Source organism: Pseudomonas sp. MYb185, assembly GCF_002979975.1.
Taxonomy (GTDB): domain Bacteria; phylum Pseudomonadota; class Gammaproteobacteria; order Pseudomonadales; family Pseudomonadaceae; genus Halopseudomonas.
Map to the genome: position 1 here is coordinate 284,620 of NZ_PCQD01000002.1, position 19,556 is coordinate 304,175.

Below are 19,556 nucleotides of genomic sequence, written 5' to 3' on the forward strand. Positions count from 1 at the left end.
GTATCTGTTCCGTGGCCGGGATGCGCACTCAGATCGGCGGCAGCCGGTCGAACCACGGCCTGGCCTGCTCCAGCTGGCCGGCCAACCGCAGCAGGGTGCGCTCGGCGCCGAAGCGCCCGGCGAACATCACTCCGATCGGCAACCCCTCGGCGCTCCAGTACAGCGGGACCGACATGGCCGGCTGGCCAGTGATGTTGTACAGCACGGTGAATACCGAGCTACGGGTGGCCACAGGACCGAAATCCTCCAGCGGCAGATCCATGTCCACCACGCCCAGCGGCGGCGGTGCCCAGGTCATGGTCGGGCTGAGAATCAGGTCGTAGCCTTCCATGAAGCGGGCCATGTCGCGACCGGTCTGGCGCAGCCCTTCCTGGGCGCGCATGTAATCCACCGCGCTGACCTGCCGGCCCCAGCCCAGCATCTCCATGTTCACCGGCTCCAGGTCATCGGCGGTCACCGCCCGACCCAGTTGCGCCTCACGCACAGCGATGCGTTCAGCCAGGCTGGTGACACTGAGAGTACCGGAGGCCTGCATGGCCGCCTGCATATCCACCTCGGGAACCGCCTCGACCACCTCATGGCCCAGTTCGGCACACAGTCGAGCCGCATCCTCCAGCGCATCCAGGCATACCTGATCGACCGGCATATCCAGCAGCGGCTGGCGCATCAGGGCGATGCGCAGGCGTCCCGGCGCCTGCTGCAACTGGGCGAAATAGGAACCCTGCCCGGCACCCTCGAAACCCTGCCCCGGATTGTCCCAGGCCAGCGCATCGAGCAGTGCCGCCGAGTCGCGCACGCTGCGGCTGATCACATGCTGCGCTGACAGCAGGCCACGCGCTTCGCCTGCAGCGTTGCCGATCGGTACCAGATCACGGCTCGGCTTGAGACCGAACAGCCCGCAGGACGATGCAGGCAGGCGGATCGAACCGCCGCCATCGCTGGCGTGCGCCACCGGCAGGATACCGGCGGCGACCGCAGCCGCCGCACCACCGGATGATCCGCCGGCGCTGTGTTCGAGATTCCAGGGGTTGTGCGTATCGCCGAACAGGGTACCTTCGGTGGAGGGGCTGTTACCGAATTCGGGGCTGTTGGTCTTGCCGAAGATCACCAGCCCGGCCTGGCGCGCCTTGCGTACATAGGGGTCATCCGTGGCCGCTTTCGCCTCGCGGAAGAAACGCGAGCCGTGGGTAGTGACGGTATCGGCCATACTGATGCCCAGGTCCTTGAGCAGGAACGGCACGCCGCGGAACGGGCCTTCGGGAATGCTCGCACTGGCCAGCTTGCGCGCAGCCTCATAGTGCTTGATGACCACCGCATTGATGCTGGGGTTGACCTGTTCGGTGCGAGCGATCGCCAGCTCCAGCAATTCGGCCGCGCTGACCTGCCCGTCGCGGACGAGGCGTGCCAGCTCAAGCGCGTCGCAGCGCCGGTACTCTTCGAAACTCATGCCACTTGCCGCCATCGCGGGCGGCAGGCGCAGATTGAATGCCAGGCCGGCGGCCAGGCAGGCGGAACCTTGCAGAAAATGCCTTCGCGTCATACCGGGCATCGGTTACTTCCTCATTATTGTTATCAGGGTTGAAAGGCGACGAAGCGCTCCTGCAACTGGCTTGGGGCTGTGCTGCTGCGCACCAGCCACAACTCATGCAGCAATCCGGGCAGCTCGTTCAGCCGGGCCGGCACCGCCTCGCGACGGTCGAGCCAGTCCAGCCACAACAGTGCATTGCACGGAAAGGGTCGCTGCGGATCACTATGCAGCAGGTCCAGGCGCATTGCGTGAAGATCAGGCCGGGTGTCAGCCAGACGCCGGGCCAATTGCTCGACCACCGCTCGCAACGGCTGTTCCTCCAGTTGCAGCAGCAGAACCTGGCTTTCCAGTCGCTCTGCCGGCACCTCGGCAGCAGGCACGATCAACGGGTATTCCGTGGCGGCAGCGATGCGGATGCGGCTTTGATCCATGAACTGCTGTTCATCGTCCAGAATCAGCTGGCGCGAGCGTGAGGCCATCAGATCGTACTGGCTCAGATCCTCGGCCAGCTCGAACTCGCTGATGCAGTCGAAGTCCAGCTGCGGCTGATCCAGTACATGATTGCGCACATAGCGACGAAAGGGAAAGTGCTGCATGGCCAGCCAGCAATGGGTGTTTTCATAATAGTGGCGAAATTCGGTACGACCGAGGTCCGCCCGGCGCGATATCAGCGACACTGCTTTCATTGCATACCTCTACTCGGAAACAGGTTCAGTCGCGGCGTCCAGGTGCCTGCTCACCGGCACCGTGATACCAGCCCACCAACACCAGATAACGGTCCACCCGATGGATCAGCGCGGTCTTGTCTTCGACCTGCTGGGTAGCCGGGTTGCGCCAGCGGTAATCGAACTCGCCGGAATCACGCCCCTGCATCCGCTCGAGGATAGGCGCGCCCAACGGCTTCCCGGCATGGTCCTCGACATTGTCGAAGCGGCTGCCGACCAGCCCGCGGTTATAGCCATGGGCAACGAAGCGGCGGGTTTCGCTGTCGATGATCACTGGATAGGTGTCATCCTGATAGAACTGGCTATCCAGCCGGTTGATCTGTTCGATGGTCTGTTCGGGGTCATCGGCCAGCGCCGCCGACACCCTTTCCAGCATGTTATGCGCCTCGGCGGGATCGGAACGGGGAATGTAGTAACCGACCGCCAGAATGGCCTGATCGAATACCCGGTAGAAGGCCTTCTTGCGCTCCACCCTGCCCTGGCGCCAGTTGATCCAGCGGTACTCGCCCTCCAGGATATCCTCACTCACCGGATGTTCGAGAATCGCCTGGAAGCCGGTACGCAACTGATCATCAAGCAGCGGTGAGATGTCCCGGCCAATCAGCTGGCGCGAGGGACCACCGCTGGCCAGCATGATGCCGTCGCGGTCCACCACGAACACATACAGGTCATCCTCGGTGAACTGCCCCAGGCGGCTGAAGGCAGCGAAGGCACGCTCGCCTTCCTGCTGATAGTGGGTCGCGGCCCGTTCGAGCAACGCACGGGCCCGCTGCTCGTCATCCTGCTCCGCCGCCAGCACCAGGCCAGGCAGCAATAGGCAAGCCAGCAGACTGGCCATCAGTCCTTTTATCCACAATCTCATCAGCGCCTCCGTTTCGGTGCCTTTGGGGTCAGCCCCACGGTAGGCGAGCCGGTCGCAGCTCACATCGTCCGTTCGGACGGGCGCGCAACGCAAAAGCCGCCCGAAGGGGCGGCTTTTGTATAACCAACAGCGCTTATTTGTTATCAACCACAATGAACTCGCGGAGTTCCTGCATCTGCGCTGGTACCTCAGCCTCATCGATATAGAACTGACCGTACCACTCGCGCAGCTGATAGATGGGGCCATCCCCTTCAGCCAGCACCGGGTTGTCGACCGGACGCTTGGTGCTCCAGATATCCACGTCCTGATAGAAGGAGGTGCGGTTCTGCTGCACATAATCCAGTGCCAGCTGCTTGTTCTGCTCTTCAGTCCAGCCAGGGACCTTCTTCACCAGCACACCGAAACGCAGCTCGAACTGGTTCGGGCCGATCGGCACGTGGCAGTTGAGAAGAATGGATTCCACGACCAGGCCGTCGTACTCCGCACGCATGCGAGTGAGGTGGGTAGCCGGGCCGTAGTAGGCCGAGTCCGCCACCAGGTCACCGCCCAGACGCTCGGAGTCCCCGTGGAACTCCTGGGTGCCGATATGCCCTTTGAAAGTATTGCGGAAGTACTTGGTCGGTGCACCATGCACCGGACCGAAATGCTGGGCGTCGACCAGGTTATCCACCAGCTCACGGGGGTGGGTGTCGATGATCATCAGGTCCAGGTGCCAGTCGTCGTCCCACTCGTCGCTGTCGATCTCCGGCAGGTAGGGAATCTCGACACCTTCGGCCGGAGGCAGGCCTTCCGGGTTGTGCCAGACGAACAGCAGGCGGTTGACCTCGCAGGTCAGCCACTTGCGGGTCTTGGCCTTGGGCGGAATGCGCTTGCAGTAGGGAATTTCGGCACAGCGGCCACTGGCGTCGAATTGCCAATGATGGAATGGGCAAACCACCTTGCCATCAACCAGCTCGCCCTGGGACAGGTCCGCACCCATGTGCGGACAGTAGGCATCCAGCACGGCAATTTCATCGTTCTTGCCGACGAAGGCCAGCAGACGGGTACCGAAGATGTTCAGGGTGTGCAACTTGCCATCGCGATAGGTCTTGGTCTCACCAAGACAGTGCCAGCCGCGGGCATAGCGGTACTCCGCCGTTTCCGCCACCGGTTTGACTTCGATCATCTGATTCATGATTCTGATCCTCACTGAGCGTTGTTATAGTTTTCTGCACGGCTCGGTCCAGCCACTATGCCTGCGCCACTCGATGCGGGGGCGTGAACCTGTCGGAGAAACCACGTCCGATGTACGGTATCTTCGCGTCAAGCCGGGACGCCGGCATCCTTCACTTGGACTAGGGGCCGTTGACAGGCGCGGTATGCGGCTGGGCAGCCGGCGGCCGCCTCAGTCCAGGGTCCAGTCCGGGACGATGCCATGCTCCAGGGCAAAGGGTTGCGCGTGCACCGTTCTCTTCTGGTGCAGGCCCTGCGCATCGCTGACCGCCAGCCAGCACATCACCGCCGCCGGCACTGGCGGCGGCGCAGAGCCGGCACCGAGCGCGCGTACCCCCGCCTCGCCGATGGTGGCCTTCAGCGCCTCGGTGGTGACCACCCCGGGGTTGACCGTATAGGTACGCAGGCCGCGACCGCCCATCTCCGCCTTGAGCACCCCGGACAAGCGCGACACTGCCGCTTTACCCGCGCCGTAGGCATACCCCCAACCACCCTTGTCGGCGGCCACCGGCGGATTGCTCTCGCCGGCACCGGAGGTGACATTGATGATCACCCCTTCGCCCTGCTCCAGCATCGGCACCAGTAGCCGCTGGGTCAGCAGTACCGGGGCCAGGATATAGCCGCGATACATGCGCTCCAGGGTCTCTGCGCTCAGTTGCAGGAAGGTCGAATTTAGGTCTTTGCCCTGGTACACCGCATTGTTGACCAGCACATCGATGCGCCCGGCCTGCTGCAGCAGGCTGTCGGCCGCAGCCAGCACCGAGTCGGTATCCAGCAGGTCCATGGGAATGCACCAGGCCTGGCGGCCAAGTGCGCGGATTTCGGTAGCCACCGAGGCCAGGCTGCCCGGCAAGGGCTGGCCATCGGCACCGGTCAGGCTGTGATCATGCCGCTGGCCGTCTTCCAGTGTCCGCGCACTGACGGCCACATCGAACCCGGCCCGGGCGAAGGCCAGCGCGGTTTCCCGACCAATGCCACGGCTGGCGCCAGTGACCAATACCACCTTGCTCATGTTCTGCTCCTGAATTGCCTGAGGCTATGCTGGGAAACAGTATCGGAGGCCACGACGCCACGTTCATCGTCTGCGCAGACTAGGATCGGCGGCAAGGGATGGGGCAGGTTTGCATCTATTCAGGGATATGCATGCGCCTGGAAGGTCGAGGTCCATCTCGACCAACGGAGCAGCATGGAACACTGCTGGCAGGGATGGAACCCGGCCTTCCTCGTTCAGCGGCTCTGCAGCGAGCGCAGCTGGGGCTGGGCGATCACGGCCGTGCGGCTGCCCAACGGGGTGACATTGCCGCGTCCCAGGGTTACCACGCTGTTGAGCATGACCCGCACCAGTTCCGCCTGGCGGCGTACGCCGGTCTTGGAGAAGATCGCCCGCAGATGGGCCCGGGCGGTGTTACGCATGATGCCGAGGTTCTCCGCGGCTTCCTCCAGAGACAGACCATTGGCCAACTGCAACGCCAGCATGGTTTCCGCCGGGGTGAAATTGAACAGCTCCTTGGCCACCCGGTTATCCACCTGGGATTTGCCCACAGCATCGCGGATATACACCATCACCGCGGGCTGGCCACGGCCCTCGGCCCATTCGGCGCCGGGAATGGGTTCCACCACCACACCCAGGCTGACCTCACCCGACGGCCGGGCGATCGACAGCGCTTCGCGGGTTTCCCGCGGTTGCGACGCATCCTTGGACTCGACCGCATCCCTGATCAGCTTGTGCAGCTCACGGTTGTCACTCGGATAACTGGCTTCCAGTCGCGAGCCAACCAACTTGAGGCCATCGGTATGGCCGAGCAGCTCGCGGGCGACATCGTTCAGTTGCAGCACGCTACCGGTCTCGTCCAGCACCAGGGTCGCCACCGACAGGCGATTGACCGCTTCGGCATACAGATTGCCCAGCGATGCACTGCGGCCCAGCAGGTTGTGTACATGCAGACTGCGCCGCAGATGCGGTACCAGTCGCGAACACAGCGCCTTGTCACTCTCGGTGAAGGCCGGTTGGGATTGACCGCGGGTGATGCGAAAGCGCAGTACCCCCGAGTCGGCAGTGGAGATGTCCGCTCCCATGACATGGTAGACATCGTTCAGTTTGCTGTAGTCGCGGTAGTAGGCGCAGTTCTCCCATTCCTGGAAGCTCATCACATCATCCACGGTGAAAACCCGGTCCGCCGGCATGTTGGAGAATGGCGTATCGCCATGCAGGTAACGGAAATAGGTCACCTTGCCACTACCTTCCAGATCTCCGGCGACCAGCATGAGACCCACGTCCTCGACGCCGGGAATACGCAGGATCAGGGTAACGTAGTTGGCCTGGAACAGGCCGCGCAGCTCCTCAAGCGCCTCGGATAGGTGCTCGGTCTCCAGCGCACCATCATGGATCCGTCCGATAATCCGGTCGTAGTCATCCAACGACAACCCGTTCTCGATCGATTGAAAATGCATTGTGCTTATTGTTGTCATGGTTGCAACCTCATGCCTTCGGCTTCGGTGAAGCTCGCGTTCTTATCGTTATCAGGCGCTGCTCGAGCAGGCTGTGCCTATAGTTGCTCACTACGGGCCGCTCAAGCCAGCCGTTTCTGCATCAATATGACGAACTGATCTGTCACAATTTCTTACCCTGATCATGACTGCCCCAGGGTTACCACACTGTTGAGAATCAACCGCACCAATTCGGTCTGGCGGCGCACCCCGGTCTTGGAAAAAATCGCCCGCAGGTGCGCCCTGGCCGTATTGCGCCGGATACCCAGGGAGCCAGCCGCTTCCTCCAGCGACAGCCCGTTGGCCAGTTCCATCGCCAATGCCGACTCCGACGGAGTGAAGCCGAACACCTGGCGGGTGACCGACGTGCTGAGCAGGGACTGCCCGACCGCATCGCGGCAATAGATCACCACTGCGGGCTGGCTTTCACCTTCGTCCCAGTCCTGCTGCGGTACCGGCTCCACGACGATGCCGAGGCTGACCTGACCGGAGGGACGCGCGATCGACAACGCCTCGGCCAACGCCACGCGGCCACTGGTCGAGCTGGCCGCCGCGGCGCGAATGGACTTGTACAGGCGCTTGTTGTCCCCCGGGTAACTGGCTTCCAGGCGACCGCCGACGATCTTCAGTCCATCGCCGGCAGCCAGCATTTCCCGGGCTACCTGGTTGGTTTCCAGCAGATGGCCATTGCCATCGAGAATCAGGGTGGCGATCGACAGCCGTCCCATCGCCTGGGCATACAGTGCGCTCAGCGAATGCTTGTGACCAATCAGGCTGTGGATATGCAGGGCCCGGCTCATGTGCGGGATAAGCGCATCACATAGCGCCCGGTCGGTCGCAGAGAAGTCCTTCTGGGTCTCCGGGCGAGTCACCCGGAAGCGGAAAATACCGCCACTGGGTGGCGCGATATCCACCCCCATCACATGAAAGACATTCTGGTGCGTGCAGTAGTGGCGGTAGTATTCCGACTCCCGCCAGCTTTCCAGGCTCATCAGGTCGGTGACGGTGAACACCTGGTTGACCGGGCAGTTGACGAAAGGGGTCTCCGAGCCCGGATAGGTGATGTAGGAGATGATGCCCTGCCCTTCGATATCACCAATGACCAGCATCAGCCCCTTATCCGAATCCTGCGGAGCCCGCAGGATCAGGGTCACGTAGTTGGCCTGGAACAGCTTATGCAGGCGCGTCAGGTAGCGGCTCCAGCTGTGGTCGTCCATGGCGGCATCATAGAGTTCACCCAACAGCAGATCGAAGGATGAGGTCTCCATGTCCAGGCGTCGCCGGTCAGCGTTCATGATGCGCTCAATGACTGCCGGCCGCAGCCAGGTTGGTAGCCGGGCCCGGCTCCGCCTTGACCCGCACCAATGGCTTGCTGCGATTGAACCAGGCGGCCAGGCCCGGCAGCAGGAAGATCGCACCGAACACGTTGACCAGGAACATGAACGCCAGCAGCACACCCATGTCGGCCTGGAACTTCAGCGGCGCGAACACCCAGGTACCGACCCCCACCGACATGGTGAAGGCAGTGAACAGTGCCGCGGTGCCCCGCTGGCACATGGCTTCGTAGAACGAGGTGCGCACATCCTTACCCATCGCCAGCTCATGCTGCATGCGCTCGTACAGATAGATGCCATAATCCACGCCCACCCCCACGCCCAGGGCCATCACCGGCAGGGTGGCAACCTTCAGGCCGATGCCGAATACCGCCATCACCGCATTGCACAGGGTGGCGACGATCGCCAGCGGGATCAGCAGGCACAGCACCGCCCGCCCGGAACGGAAGGTCAACCAGCAGAACAGCGCCACCGCCAGCAACAGGGAGCCATGCATCTGCACCTCGGCCTTCTGCACCGCCTCGTTGGAAGCCGCCATGACGCCGATATTGCCGCCGGCCATCTTGAACTCGACCTTGGGCTCGTTGATGTTGGCGATGATGTGCTCGACCTGCTCGGTTACCCGGGCGACGGTGTCGCCTTCATGATCGGTGAGGAACAGCAGTACCTGCATGGTCTGGCAACCATCGACCACCAGGCCGTGGGAGCTGGAGTAGGCCCGCGAGCCCGGCATCAGGCCGCGGGACGAACCCGGAATCGCCGACCAACGCGGATTGCCCTCGTTGTTGCCGGCAATCGACACCTTGCCCATGCCGGCCACACTGTGCACCGAGTTGACCCCTTCGATGCTGCGCGCATGGAAATCCAGCTCCTCCACCGCCCGCATCACATCGGCATCGAGACAGGCTTCCTCAATATCGTTTTCCAGATATACCGACAGCACATCCAGACCGATCGAGTAACTGCGGGAGATCTGCGCGTTATCCTGGTTGTAGCGTGAACTCTCGCGCAGCTCCGGGGCACCGACACCGACATCCCCCACGATCAGGTCGCGGCTCTTCCAGGCGCCGGCCACCAGCAGCACCAGGCTGATGGCGAACACGCCCAGTGCGGCCTTTGGCGTCGCCAGTACCGACAGGCTCCACCACAGGCGGTGCTTGCCGTCCGCACCCAATGACCGCTGGGCATAGGCGCGCCGGTCCAGCCTGAGATAGGAGAGGATGATCGGCAGCATCATCTTGTTGGTCACGATCATCAGCAACCCGCCGATACACGCGGTGAGACCCAGCTCATACACGATCGGGATATCGATCAGCATGATCACACCGAAGCCCAGTGCGTTCATCAACAACGCCAGCGCACCGGGGATGAATATCTTGCAGAACGACACCTTGGCCGCCTCGAAGGAGTTGTGCCCGTCGAGAATGTCCTGTTTCCAGGCGTTGGTCATCTGCACAGCGTGGGATACACCGATGGAGAAGATCAGGAACGGCACCAGGATCGACATCGGGTCGATACCCATGCCGATCAGCGGCAACACCCCGAGCAGCCAGATCACCGGCACCAGTGCCACCAGCAGCGCCACCACGGTCTGCACCATGGAGCGCGAATAGAACCACAGCATCAGCGCGGTGATGATGAAGGCAATGACGAAGAAGCCCATCACCATGAACAGGCCATCGATGACATCCCCCACCAGCTTGGAGAAGCCAACGATACTGATCTCGATGTTGTCATTCTCGAAGCGGGTACGAATATCTTCCAACTGGGCGGCAATCTCGGAATAGGACACCCGCTCGCCCGTTTCCGGATTGAACTCCTGCAGTTCGGCGTTGACGATGGCCGCGGTCAGGTCATTGGCCACCAGCCGACCGATCTCGCCGGAACGGGCAGTATTGCTGCGTACCTGTTCCAGATCCTCCGGAGTACCGGAGAAGTGCGGCGGAATCACCACATCCCCGACGAAGCCGTCCTCGGATATCTCGACATAGCGCACATCCGGAGTGAACAGCGAGCGCACGCTGGCCCGGCGCACACCGGGTATGAAGAACACCTCGTCGGTAACCTGACGCAGCACGTCGAGGAACTCGGCGTTGTAGATATCCCCTTCACCGCGCCAGTTGACGCTCACCAGGATGGTATTGGCACCGCTGAAGGTATCGCTGTAATGGAGATAGTTCTCCATGTACGGATGGGTGATCGGAATCTGCTTGTTGAAGCCCGGGTCCAGCTTGATCTGCGTAGCGCTGTAGCCCAGCCCCAGGGTGATCAGGATGAAGATCGACAGGAACAGCTTGCGGTTGCCCAACAGGCCATCGGCCATGGCCTCGACCCAACGATCCACCCAACGACGATTATGCTTGGCCATGTTACCCCCTTATTGACCGATGACAGCGAGATAACCACGATCCTGCTGCAGCAGACCGCTCTGGCCGGCGACAAACAGGTCGCCGTCAGGCAGGACTACCGCGGAGGTCAGGGTTCCCAGCCCGCGGAGGTAGCCCGAATCGGTAAGCTCGCCCTCATGCGAGAGATTGACGTAGGCGCCGCCGGTACCGACGATCACCAGGCCGGAGTCATCCTTGGCATGGCCATACAGCGGCAGGCGATGGGCGATATCGACCTGCTTCCAGTTCAAACCATCATCCTTGCTGACGAACACGTGACCGCGCATGCCGTAGGTAACCCAGACGTCATTGCCCATGTACGCCACGCCGAACAGCGAGCCACGGTAGAAAGGCTCGATGCGTTCCCAATTGGTACCGTAGTCCTCGCTACGCAGTACCAGGCCCATCTCGCCGACCATGATCTGCAGGCGCTGCCCGTCGCCGTCCATGTCATTGAGATGTTCACCATGAATATCCAGTTCGCGTTCCTCCCAGCTGCGGCCCTGGTCGCTGGAGCTGAGGAACTTGCCGAAGCTGCCGTAGGCGAAGATCCGCTGTCCGTCCGCACTCCAGGTACCCAGCAGCGGCTCGCCCAGTTCCTCGTCCTGCATCAGCACTTCCCAGGTCTCACCAGCGTCGCCACTGTGCATCAGCACCGCATCGTGACCCACCGCCAGCAGGTCATCCCCGCCCAGCCAGTTCACCCCGGTCAGGGTCACCGGCAGTTCGGCATCACCATGGGTCTGGCGCCAGGAATTCCCCATGTCGTCGCTGACGATAATGGTGCCGCGCTCGCCTACAGCGATGACCCGCTCACCGAACTGAACCAGGTCATTGATCTGCAGACGGGCGAGGTTGAGCTGAACCTGCTGGTCATCGAGCCCATGACGCGGTGAGAAGGCAAAGCCCACCAGCACCGCGACAACAAGACAGAAGGAGTAGCTGATCAATTTGCTCATGGCGCAATTCCACCCTGTGGGCGGCCTGTTCCAGGCCACCTGTTGTTTTTATGAATCTGCAACTGTTCATGCCCGAGACACAAAGGCAGCACAGAGAGTGGCTTGATGTTGTTCCAGCGCCGCTTGGCAAACATCGTCCAAATGGCTTACGTCCGCGCAAAGCGGCGATACAGAGCCACAACACCTACCCCCAGAAAAGCGCAAGCCCGCACGGGGGCGGGCTTGTGGTGGGTCAGTTCCATATCGTCAATCGGTCATACCTGCACTGTCATTGCGAGGCCAAAGGCCGTGGCAATCCATGAGTTCGGATTAACCGGCCAGCACGGGATTGCCACGTCGGCGGTAACCGCCTCCTCGCCATGACGGAGGGGTGGGGTGTCGCCTACCCTCCACGTTATGGAACCTATCAGTCCAGCTCGAACAACCCCGCAGCCCCCATACCACCGCCGATACACATGGAAATGACCACATAGCGCACACCACGGCGACGCCCTTCGAGCAGGGCATGGCCGACCATCCGGGCACCGCTCATGCCGAATGGGTGGCCGATGGAAATGGCACCGCCATTGACGTTGAGGCGGTCATTGGGAATGCCGAGGTGATCACGGCAGTACAACACCTGACTGGCAAAGGCCTCGTTGATTTCCCACAGGCCGATGTCCTCGACCTTGAGATTGAAACGCTCCAGCAGTTTGGGAATGGCGTACACCGGCCCGATCCCCATCTCCTCCGGCTTGCAACCGGCCACGGCGATCCCACGATAGGTGCCCAGCGGCTTGACCCCACGCCGCTCGGCCTCGGTCCGGCTCATCAGCAGACAGGCCGCGGCGCCATCGGAGAACTGCGAGGCGTTACCGGCGGTGATGTGCTGGCCCTGCTTGATCCACTGGCCGTCCTTCCATACCGGCGTCAGCCCCTGCAGCCCTTCCAGGGTGGTGGATGCGCGGTTGCACTCGTCACGGTCAGCGCTTACCTGCTCGTGACCAGCGGGTTTGCCTTCCTTGTCGAACAGCAGCTTGCTGGCACTCAGTGGCACGATCTCCTCGGCGAACAGCCCGGCCTGCTGCGCCGCAGCGGTGCGCTGCTGGCTCTGCAGGGCATACTCATCCTGGGCCGCACGACTGATACCGTAACGTTCAGCAACGATTTCCGCGGTCTCGATCATCGGGATATAAGCCGCCGGCGCCACCTCCATCACCGCTTCGGAACGCGCCCGATGGGCGTTCTTGTGCTTGGTCTGGGTCAGCGACAGCGACTCGACGCCACCGCCGATGGCCACATCCAGCTCGCCGGTCATGATCGCCTTGGCCGCCTCGCCGATGGCCATCAGGCCGGAGGCGCACATCCGATCCAGCGCCATGCCCGGCACCGATTCCGGCAGTCCGCCGGTATAGGCGCACAGGCGGCCGATGTTGTAGCCCTGGGTACCCTGCTGCACCGCCGCGCCCATGATCACATCACCCACATCCGCCGGATCGATGCCGGCGCGCTCGACCACGGCCCGCACCACATGACCACCCAGTACCGGAGCCTCGGTGTCGTTGAAGGAGCCGCGAAATGACTTGGTCAGAGCGGTGCGCGCGGTAGCGACGATGACTGCTTCTTGCATGATGGTATTCCTCAAACTGTCTGATTGAAGGTGTAGCGACTGATGGTGTCCACCACACAGCCCGGGCGGTCACTGCCCTCGACCTCGACGCTGACCCGTACAACCACCTGGACAGCACCGTTGGCCAGGGTTTCGACCTGGGTAATCTCGCCATTGCCACGGATACGCGCACCCACCCGCACCGGCGCCGGGAAACGCACCCGGTCACAGCCGTAGTTGACGCCCATCTGCAGGTTCTCCACCTGCATCAGCTGCGGCAGGAAGTAGTTGACCAGCGACAGGGTCAGATAGCCGTGGGCGATGGTGCCGCCGAACGGGCCGGCCTTGGCTTTCTCCGGATCCACATGGATCCACTGGTGATCGCCGGTGGCGTCGGCAAAGGTATCGACACGTTGCTGGTCGATGGTGATCCACTCGGTTACCCCGAGACTCTGGCCCACTGCCTGTTCCAGGGCGGCGGCGTTGTTGAATGTGGTGGTCATGGTGTGCTCCTCGGTATATCTCTTGTTCGTTATCGGATTGCTTTGTGCATGGTCGGGTCCGAGGCACCTACCTCAGACACGCCGTGAATCCATCCATGGAGGCTCGCGGTTGCCATCCCTGGCAACCGACGGTCTGAGGTAGGTGCCTCGGTCCCGCCCTCGCGATCACCGTGCAATCCGCACCAAAACCCAAAAAAGTTCTGGCTAACTTGGGAACGGCTTTTTCCTGCAGCCGGCACATTGCCTATTGAGCACGCTTGCCGGTGGGCTACTGCGGACCGTCGGTTGCCAGGGATGGCAACCGCGAGCCTACAGGGACGTACTTGCGGCGTGTCCGCAGTAGCCCGCCGGCAAGCGTGCAAGCTCCGAAACACACCGCCGCAACCCACCCACAACATCAAGCCTGCTGCGAACTCACAGGCACAATCTCACCCGTCATATAACTGGAGTAGTCACTGGCCAGGAACATCATCACGTTGGCCACCTCCCAGCACTCGGCACCCCGACCATAAGCCTCTCGGGACTCCAGCTCCTTGAGCAGCGCCTCAGGTGCGGACTTGCGCAGCATCGGGTGTACCGCCAGCGATGGCGCCACGGCATTGATGCGTACATTGAGTTCGGCAGCTTCCAACGCCGCACAGCGGGTCAGCGCCATCACCCCGGCCTTGGCCGCGGCGTAGTGCGCCTGCTCCTTCTGCGCCCGCCAGCCCAGAACCGAGGCGTTATTGACGATCACCCCGCCCTGCCCGCGCGCCTTCATCACCTGCAACATATAGCGGGTCATGCGCATGGTGCCGTTGAGAGTGACGTCGATGACCTTGTTCCACTCGTCATCCTCCATCTCGATCAACGCCTTGGTGGTACCCAGCCCAGCGTTGTTGATCAGGATGTCGATGCCCTGCAGCTTGTCCTCGGCAAAATCAACCAGTGCCCGCACCTCGGTTTCATCGGTGACGTTGCACAACTTGCCCCATACCGCAGAAAGGCCGGTTTCCTGCTTGAGCTTGTCCACCGAGGCATTCAGCCGCCCCTCGTGTACATCGCTGATGACGATGCCGCGGCAACCTTCCTCCACCGCCTTGGTCGCGGCAGCGAAGCCGATGCCGGCACCGGCGGCGGCGGTGATCAGTACCGACTTGCCCTTCAGCAGGCCGTGGCCGGGTACATATTCAGGATTCTTCAGATCATTCATGGTTATCTGCCTTTGGCTTCCTTGGGCATGCCGAGACCGCGTTCAGCGATGATGTTGCGCTGAATCTGGTTGGTGCCGCCGTAGATGGTGTCCGAGCGGGTGAACAGGAACAGGGACTGCAACCGCGTCAGTTCATAGGGTGCTGCATCGATGATGTCCGCTTCGGGGCCGAGTACGTCCATCGCCAGGGCGCCGAGATTGCGGTGCCAACTCGACCAGTGCAGCTTGTATACCAGCGCAGAGCTGTCAGGCTGGCCCCGCTCGCTGCCCGAGAGCATGCGCATGGCGTTGTAGCGCATCAGTCGCAGGCCGGTGTGGGCCTCGGCGATGCGCTGGCGGATGCTCGGTTCGCTGGCCGCACCATTGGCCTTGGCGATGCGAATGATGTCATCCAGTTCGTTCTGGAACTGCATCTGCTGGCCAAGCGTGGAGACACCGCGCTCGAAGCCGAGCAGGCCCATGGCGACCTTCCAGCCATCGCCCGGCGCGCCGACGATATCGGCGGCCACGGCATCGTCGAAGAACACTTCGTTGAATTCCGAGGTGCCGGTCAGCTGTTCGATCGGCCGTACGGTGATGCCCGGCTGGTGCATGGAAACCAGGAAGAAACCCAGCCCACGATGGGCCTGGGAATCGGGGGCGGTGCGGGCGACGACGAAGCACCAGTCCGATTCATGGGCCAGCGAGGTCCAGACCTTCTGACCGCTGATCAGCCACTTGCCGGTGGCCGAATCCAGCCGGGCGCGGGTGCGCACGTTGGCCAGATCCGAGCCGGCACCGGGTTCGGAATATCCCTGGCACCAGAGTTCGGTGCCGGACAGGATGCCGGGCAGGTAGCGCTGTTTCTGCTCGTCGCTGCCGAAGGCGATCAGCGTGGGGCCGGCCAGGCCTTCGCCAATATGGCCGACACGACCGGGACCGCCGGCGCGGGCGTATTCCTCGAAGAAGATCACCTGCTGTTCGATCGAGGCGCCGCGACCGCCGTATTCCTTCGGCCAGCCGACGCAGGTCCAGCCGCCGGCGGCCAGGTGCTGCTCCCAACGCTTGCGCTCTGCCGGGAACATGTGTTCGTCACCGGGGCCGCCACGGAACTTCAGGTTGGCGAACTCACCGGTGAGGTTATCGCGCAGCCAGCCGGCGATTTCTTCGCGGAAGGCTTCGTCGGCGGCGCTGAATGTCAGTTTCATGATGGCTTCCTCAGTCCAGCAACAGCGCCGCGATCAGCTCGCGCTGCGCTGCACCGTTGCCCAGGTAGAGTTCACTGGCCTTGGCCCGTTTGAAATACAGATGCACGTCGTATTCCCAGGTGAAGCCCACACCGCCGTGCAACTGGAGGGCGGTGCCGGCGTTGAAGAACAGGGTGTCCGAGCAGTAGCCCTTGGCCATGGCGGCGGCTTCCGGTAGTTCGGCGGCGAGCTGGCTGTCCCCTTCCGGGCTGAGCGCTTCCTGGGCGACGCAGGCAGCGTAGTACACCGCCGAGCGCGCCACTTCGCATTTCAGTTGCATGTCGGCGGCCTTGTGCTTGAGCGCCTGGAAGCTGGCGATAGCGCGGCCGAACTGCACCCGTTCCTGCATGTAGGCAACGCTCATGTCCAGCACCTGCCGGGCGGCGCCCATCTGCTCGGCGGCCAGCGCCACCTTGGCCAGGTCGATCAGTTGGAGCAGTGCCGCGGCGCCCTGCCCGGCCTCGCCCATCAGCGCATTGGCCGGCAATTGCACCTGGTTCAGTTGCAACGCGGCCTGGTGGCGGGTCTGGTCCATGCTCGGCAGCCACTGGCGTTCGATACCAGGGGTATCGGCCGGCACGGCGAACAGGGCGATGCCGTCGCCGCCGCTGCTGCCCGGTGCGCGGGCGGCAATGATCAACAGGTCGGCACTGTGGCCGTCGATGACATAGCGCAACTCACCCTGCAGCTCGAAGCCTTCGGCATTGCGCTGCCAGGTGGCGCTGACCGCCTCGCAGCCCCACTGGCCTCCACGGCGTGCCGCCTGCGGGCCGGTCCAGGCCAGGGTAGCGGTCAGGCTGCCATCGACGATGGCCGGCAGGTACCGTTGTTTCTGTTCTTCACTGCCCGCGACCAACAGGCTGTTGACGCCCAGGCAGACGGTGCCGAAGAACGGCGAGCACAGCAGTACCCGGCCCATCTGCTCCAGCACCGCACAGAGTTCAACGTAGCCCAGGCCCATGCCGCCGTACTGCTCCGGCACGCTGATGGCCTGGAAGCACAGTTCCTGGCAGATGCGCTGCCACAGTTCAGGGTCATAGCCCGCTTCAGTGACCATGGCCTGGCGTACCGCTGCCGAGCTGGATACATCCTGCAGAAAGGCCTGCGCGCTGTCGCGGATCATCTGCTGCTCTTCGGTGAAACGGAACTCCATGGCGACTCCTCCGGGTCAGGCGCCGTAGACCGGCTGGGCCGGGACTTCGCTGGCCAGCAGGGCCTGCATGGCTTCGCCGACTTCCGCCGGTTGCCAGCGGGCACCCTTGTCCACGCCGGCGGTGGTGCGCCAGCCGTCGGCGATGGAGATCCTGCCGCCTTCGGCTTCGAATACCCGGCCGCTGATACCGGCTGCCTGTTCGCTGGCCAACCAGGCCAGCAGTGAGCTGACGTTTTCCGGGGCCCAGTAGTCGAAACTGCCATCGCCTGGCTTGGCCATGCGGGTGGCCATGGATTCCACTGCGGTGGTCATGCCGGTGCGCGCGGCCGGGGCCACGGCGTTGGCGGTGATGCCGTAGCGGCGTAGTTCGGCGGCCTGGTTGAGGGTCAACGCGGCGATGCCGGCCTTGGCCGCGGCATAGTTGGACTGGCCGATGGAGCCCTGCAGGCCAGCACCGGAGGTGGTGTTGATGATGCGCGCATCGACCTTGTTGCCGGCCTTGGCCTGGTCGCGCCAGTAATGCACGGCATGGGAACTGATACAGAAGTGGCCCTTGAGATGCACCGCCATGATGGTGTCCCACTCGGCCTCGGTCATGGAGGCAAACATGCGGTCGCGGTTGACCCCGGCGTTGTTGACCACCACGTGCAGGTCGCCGTAGGTCTCGATGGCCTGCTTGACGGCGTTCTCGCTGTCGGCGTAGCTGGTGATATCCGAGGTGTTGACTACGGCACGCCCACCGGCGGCGACAATCTCGTCCACCACCTTCTGCGCGGCGTCACGATTGATATCATTGACCAGCACGCAGGCGCCTTCGCTGGCAAATACCCGTGCATGGGCTGCACCCAGCCCCCCACCGGCACCGGTAATAATGACCACTCTGTCGTTAAGAATTCCCATCTCTGTTCCCCTGTTCGTTTGCTGGAGCAGCCATACGGCGCTGTCAGGCGTGGGGAATGATTGTTGCCAGCGGCTCCTTTGCAATCATCGTCCATAGAGACTAAAGGGCCGAGGAACACGGATTGCCACGGCCTTCAACCGAGCAACGACGCTGGGCGGTGAGCCGATGGCGGGGTTATTCATCCGGCGTGAAACGCTGCTCCGGCTGGATAATCACTGGCACGGGGCGTTTCTCCAGCTCGACGACCTGGCCCAGCCCAAGGGAAACGATACTGTTGAGCAACACCTTGACCAGCTCGGCCTGACGCTTGATGCCCGTCTTGGCGAAGATGGAGCGCAGGTGGGCGCGGCCGGTATTGCGTGTTATACCGAGCTTTTCCGCGGCTTCCTCCAGTGACAGGCCGTTGGCCAGTTGCAGGGCCAGGGTGGTTTCTGCCGGTGTGAAGTTGAACAGTTGCTGCGCCAGCTCGCTGCTCATCTGCACCCCACCCATGGCGTCACGCACATAGATCATGACCACGGGCAGGCCCTGTCCCTCAACCCAACCGCTATTGCGGATCGGCTCTATCACCACCCCCAGTCCCACCTGGCCCGAGGGTCGAGCGATGGACAGGGCCGCGGATACAGGCTCGGAACCCAGGCTGGCACGGGACTCGGCGGCATAGCGGATAAACCGATACAGCTCACGGTTATCGCTGGGGTAACTGGCCTCCAGACGTGAGCCGACCATCTTGAGTCCGTCGGCCCGCTCCAGCAACGTGCGCGCCACGGAGTTGAGTTGCAGCACATGCCCAGCCTCATCGAGCACCATGCTGGCGACCGACAGGCGATTGACCGCCTCGGAATACAGATTGCCCATGGATTCCCGGCGATCCAGCAGATCATGAAAGTCCAGACTGCAACGCAGGTGCGGCAACAGCCGGGTACACAACGCCTTGTCATTCGCGGAAAAGGCCGGCAGGCCATGCGCCCGGGCGACCCGGAAGCCGATGATCCCCGACTGCGTGGCCAGATCCGCCCCCATCACATGGTAGACATCACTGGGCCGGGCATATTCGCGGTAGTAACGGCTGTTTTCCCATTCCGTCATGCTCATCAGGTCTTCAATGCAGTACACCTTGTCCACTGGCAAGCGCGCCAGGGGGGTGTCACTGGGGAAGTACTTGAACAGCGCGACCCGCCCCTCCACTTCCTGATTGCCGGCAACCAGCATCAGCGCCACATCCTCGGCATCGGCTACATGCAGGATGAGCGTAACGAAACGGGCCGCAAACAGCAGCCGCAACTCCTCCAGCGCATCATACAAATGCTCTGTGTGCAGAGCGCCGGAGTAGATCCGGCCGACGATGCGGTCATACTCGTCCAGCGACAGTTCCGGAACACGATCTGACATCAGCCTCTTCCTGCAAAGAACCAGCTCATTCATGGATCACTCGGCGGGTTGTCGAGCGGCTCCGGCCGCAACTGGACCGGGTCGCAACCGACTCGACGACAGATTTG

Annotated in this window: 16 protein-coding genes; all 16 read right to left on the bottom strand. The window is 62.7% G+C overall.

The window, feature by feature from the left end; translation table 11 throughout:
* Positions 1-28: 28 nt before the first annotated feature.
* The 16 genes from CQ007_RS03845 to CQ007_RS03920 all read right to left on the bottom strand — a co-directional run bounded on the left by CQ007_RS03845 (position 29) and on the right by CQ007_RS03920 (position 19,449).
* Entirely contained in the window at positions 29-1,540 is a 1,512-nt protein-coding gene (locus CQ007_RS03845; protein WP_158256719.1) for an amidase, read from the bottom strand.
* A 32-nt stretch (positions 1,541-1,572) separates the two neighbouring features.
* The gene (locus tag CQ007_RS03850) at positions 1,573-2,214 is read right to left on the bottom strand and encodes an EthD domain-containing protein (protein ID WP_105643595.1); all 642 of its coding nucleotides are present in this window, start codon (positions 2,212-2,214) and stop codon (positions 1,573-1,575) included.
* A 25-nt stretch (positions 2,215-2,239) separates the two neighbouring features.
* Positions 2,240-3,115 (bottom strand): cache domain-containing protein, encoded by an 876-nt coding sequence (locus CQ007_RS03855; RefSeq protein WP_158256720.1) that lies wholly within the window; start codon positions 3,113-3,115, stop codon positions 2,240-2,242.
* Between the two features lie 133 nt (positions 3,116-3,248).
* On the bottom strand, positions 3,249-4,289 hold the full coding sequence (locus CQ007_RS03860) for a Rieske 2Fe-2S domain-containing protein (protein ID WP_105643597.1): 1,041 nt from the start codon (positions 4,287-4,289) through the stop codon (positions 3,249-3,251).
* A 210-nt stretch (positions 4,290-4,499) separates the two neighbouring features.
* The gene (locus tag CQ007_RS03865) at positions 4,500-5,339 is read right to left on the bottom strand and encodes an SDR family NAD(P)-dependent oxidoreductase (RefSeq protein WP_105643598.1); all 840 of its coding nucleotides are present in this window, start codon (positions 5,337-5,339) and stop codon (positions 4,500-4,502) included.
* Positions 5,340-5,554: 215 nt separating this feature from the next.
* Complete coding sequence (locus CQ007_RS03870; RefSeq protein ID WP_105643599.1) at positions 5,555-6,778, bottom strand: helix-turn-helix transcriptional regulator; 1,224 nt, start codon at positions 6,776-6,778, stop codon at positions 5,555-5,557.
* Positions 6,779-6,957: 179 nt separating this feature from the next.
* A complete protein-coding gene (locus CQ007_RS03875; protein WP_105643600.1) occupies positions 6,958-8,109 on the bottom strand; it encodes a helix-turn-helix transcriptional regulator in 1,152 nt (383 codons plus the stop codon).
* 7 nt (positions 8,110-8,116) lie between these two features.
* Complete coding sequence (locus tag CQ007_RS03880; RefSeq protein WP_105643601.1) at positions 8,117-10,516, bottom strand: RND family transporter; 2,400 nt, start codon at positions 10,514-10,516, stop codon at positions 8,117-8,119.
* A gap of 9 nt (positions 10,517-10,525) precedes the next feature.
* On the bottom strand, positions 10,526-11,494 hold the full coding sequence (locus tag CQ007_RS03885; RefSeq protein ID WP_105643602.1) for a YCF48-related protein: 969 nt from the start codon (positions 11,492-11,494) through the stop codon (positions 10,526-10,528).
* A 406-nt stretch (positions 11,495-11,900) separates the two neighbouring features.
* Complete coding sequence (locus CQ007_RS03890) at positions 11,901-13,103, bottom strand: acetyl-CoA C-acyltransferase (protein ID WP_105643603.1); 1,203 nt, start codon at positions 13,101-13,103, stop codon at positions 11,901-11,903.
* An 11-nt stretch (positions 13,104-13,114) separates the two neighbouring features.
* Positions 13,115-13,585, bottom strand: coding sequence for a MaoC family dehydratase (locus CQ007_RS03895; RefSeq protein ID WP_105643604.1), 471 nt, complete (start codon positions 13,583-13,585; stop codon positions 13,115-13,117).
* A gap of 397 nt (positions 13,586-13,982) precedes the next feature.
* The gene (locus CQ007_RS03900; RefSeq protein WP_105643605.1) at positions 13,983-14,777 is read right to left on the bottom strand and encodes an SDR family oxidoreductase; all 795 of its coding nucleotides are present in this window, start codon (positions 14,775-14,777) and stop codon (positions 13,983-13,985) included.
* A gap of 2 nt (positions 14,778-14,779) precedes the next feature.
* Positions 14,780-15,964: an acyl-CoA dehydrogenase family protein gene (locus CQ007_RS03905; protein ID WP_105643606.1), complete on the bottom strand. Its 1,185-nt coding sequence runs from the start codon at positions 15,962-15,964 to the stop codon at positions 14,780-14,782.
* 10 nt (positions 15,965-15,974) lie between these two features.
* Positions 15,975-17,156, bottom strand: coding sequence for an acyl-CoA dehydrogenase family protein (locus CQ007_RS03910; RefSeq protein ID WP_105643607.1), 1,182 nt, complete (start codon positions 17,154-17,156; stop codon positions 15,975-15,977).
* A gap of 15 nt (positions 17,157-17,171) precedes the next feature.
* Positions 17,172-18,056, bottom strand: a complete 885-nt coding sequence (locus CQ007_RS03915; protein ID WP_105643608.1) for an SDR family oxidoreductase — start codon at positions 18,054-18,056, stop codon at positions 17,172-17,174.
* A gap of 175 nt (positions 18,057-18,231) precedes the next feature.
* Entirely contained in the window at positions 18,232-19,449 is a 1,218-nt protein-coding gene (locus CQ007_RS03920; RefSeq protein WP_146114539.1) for a helix-turn-helix transcriptional regulator, read from the bottom strand.
* Between the last annotated feature and the right edge of the window lie 107 nt (positions 19,450-19,556).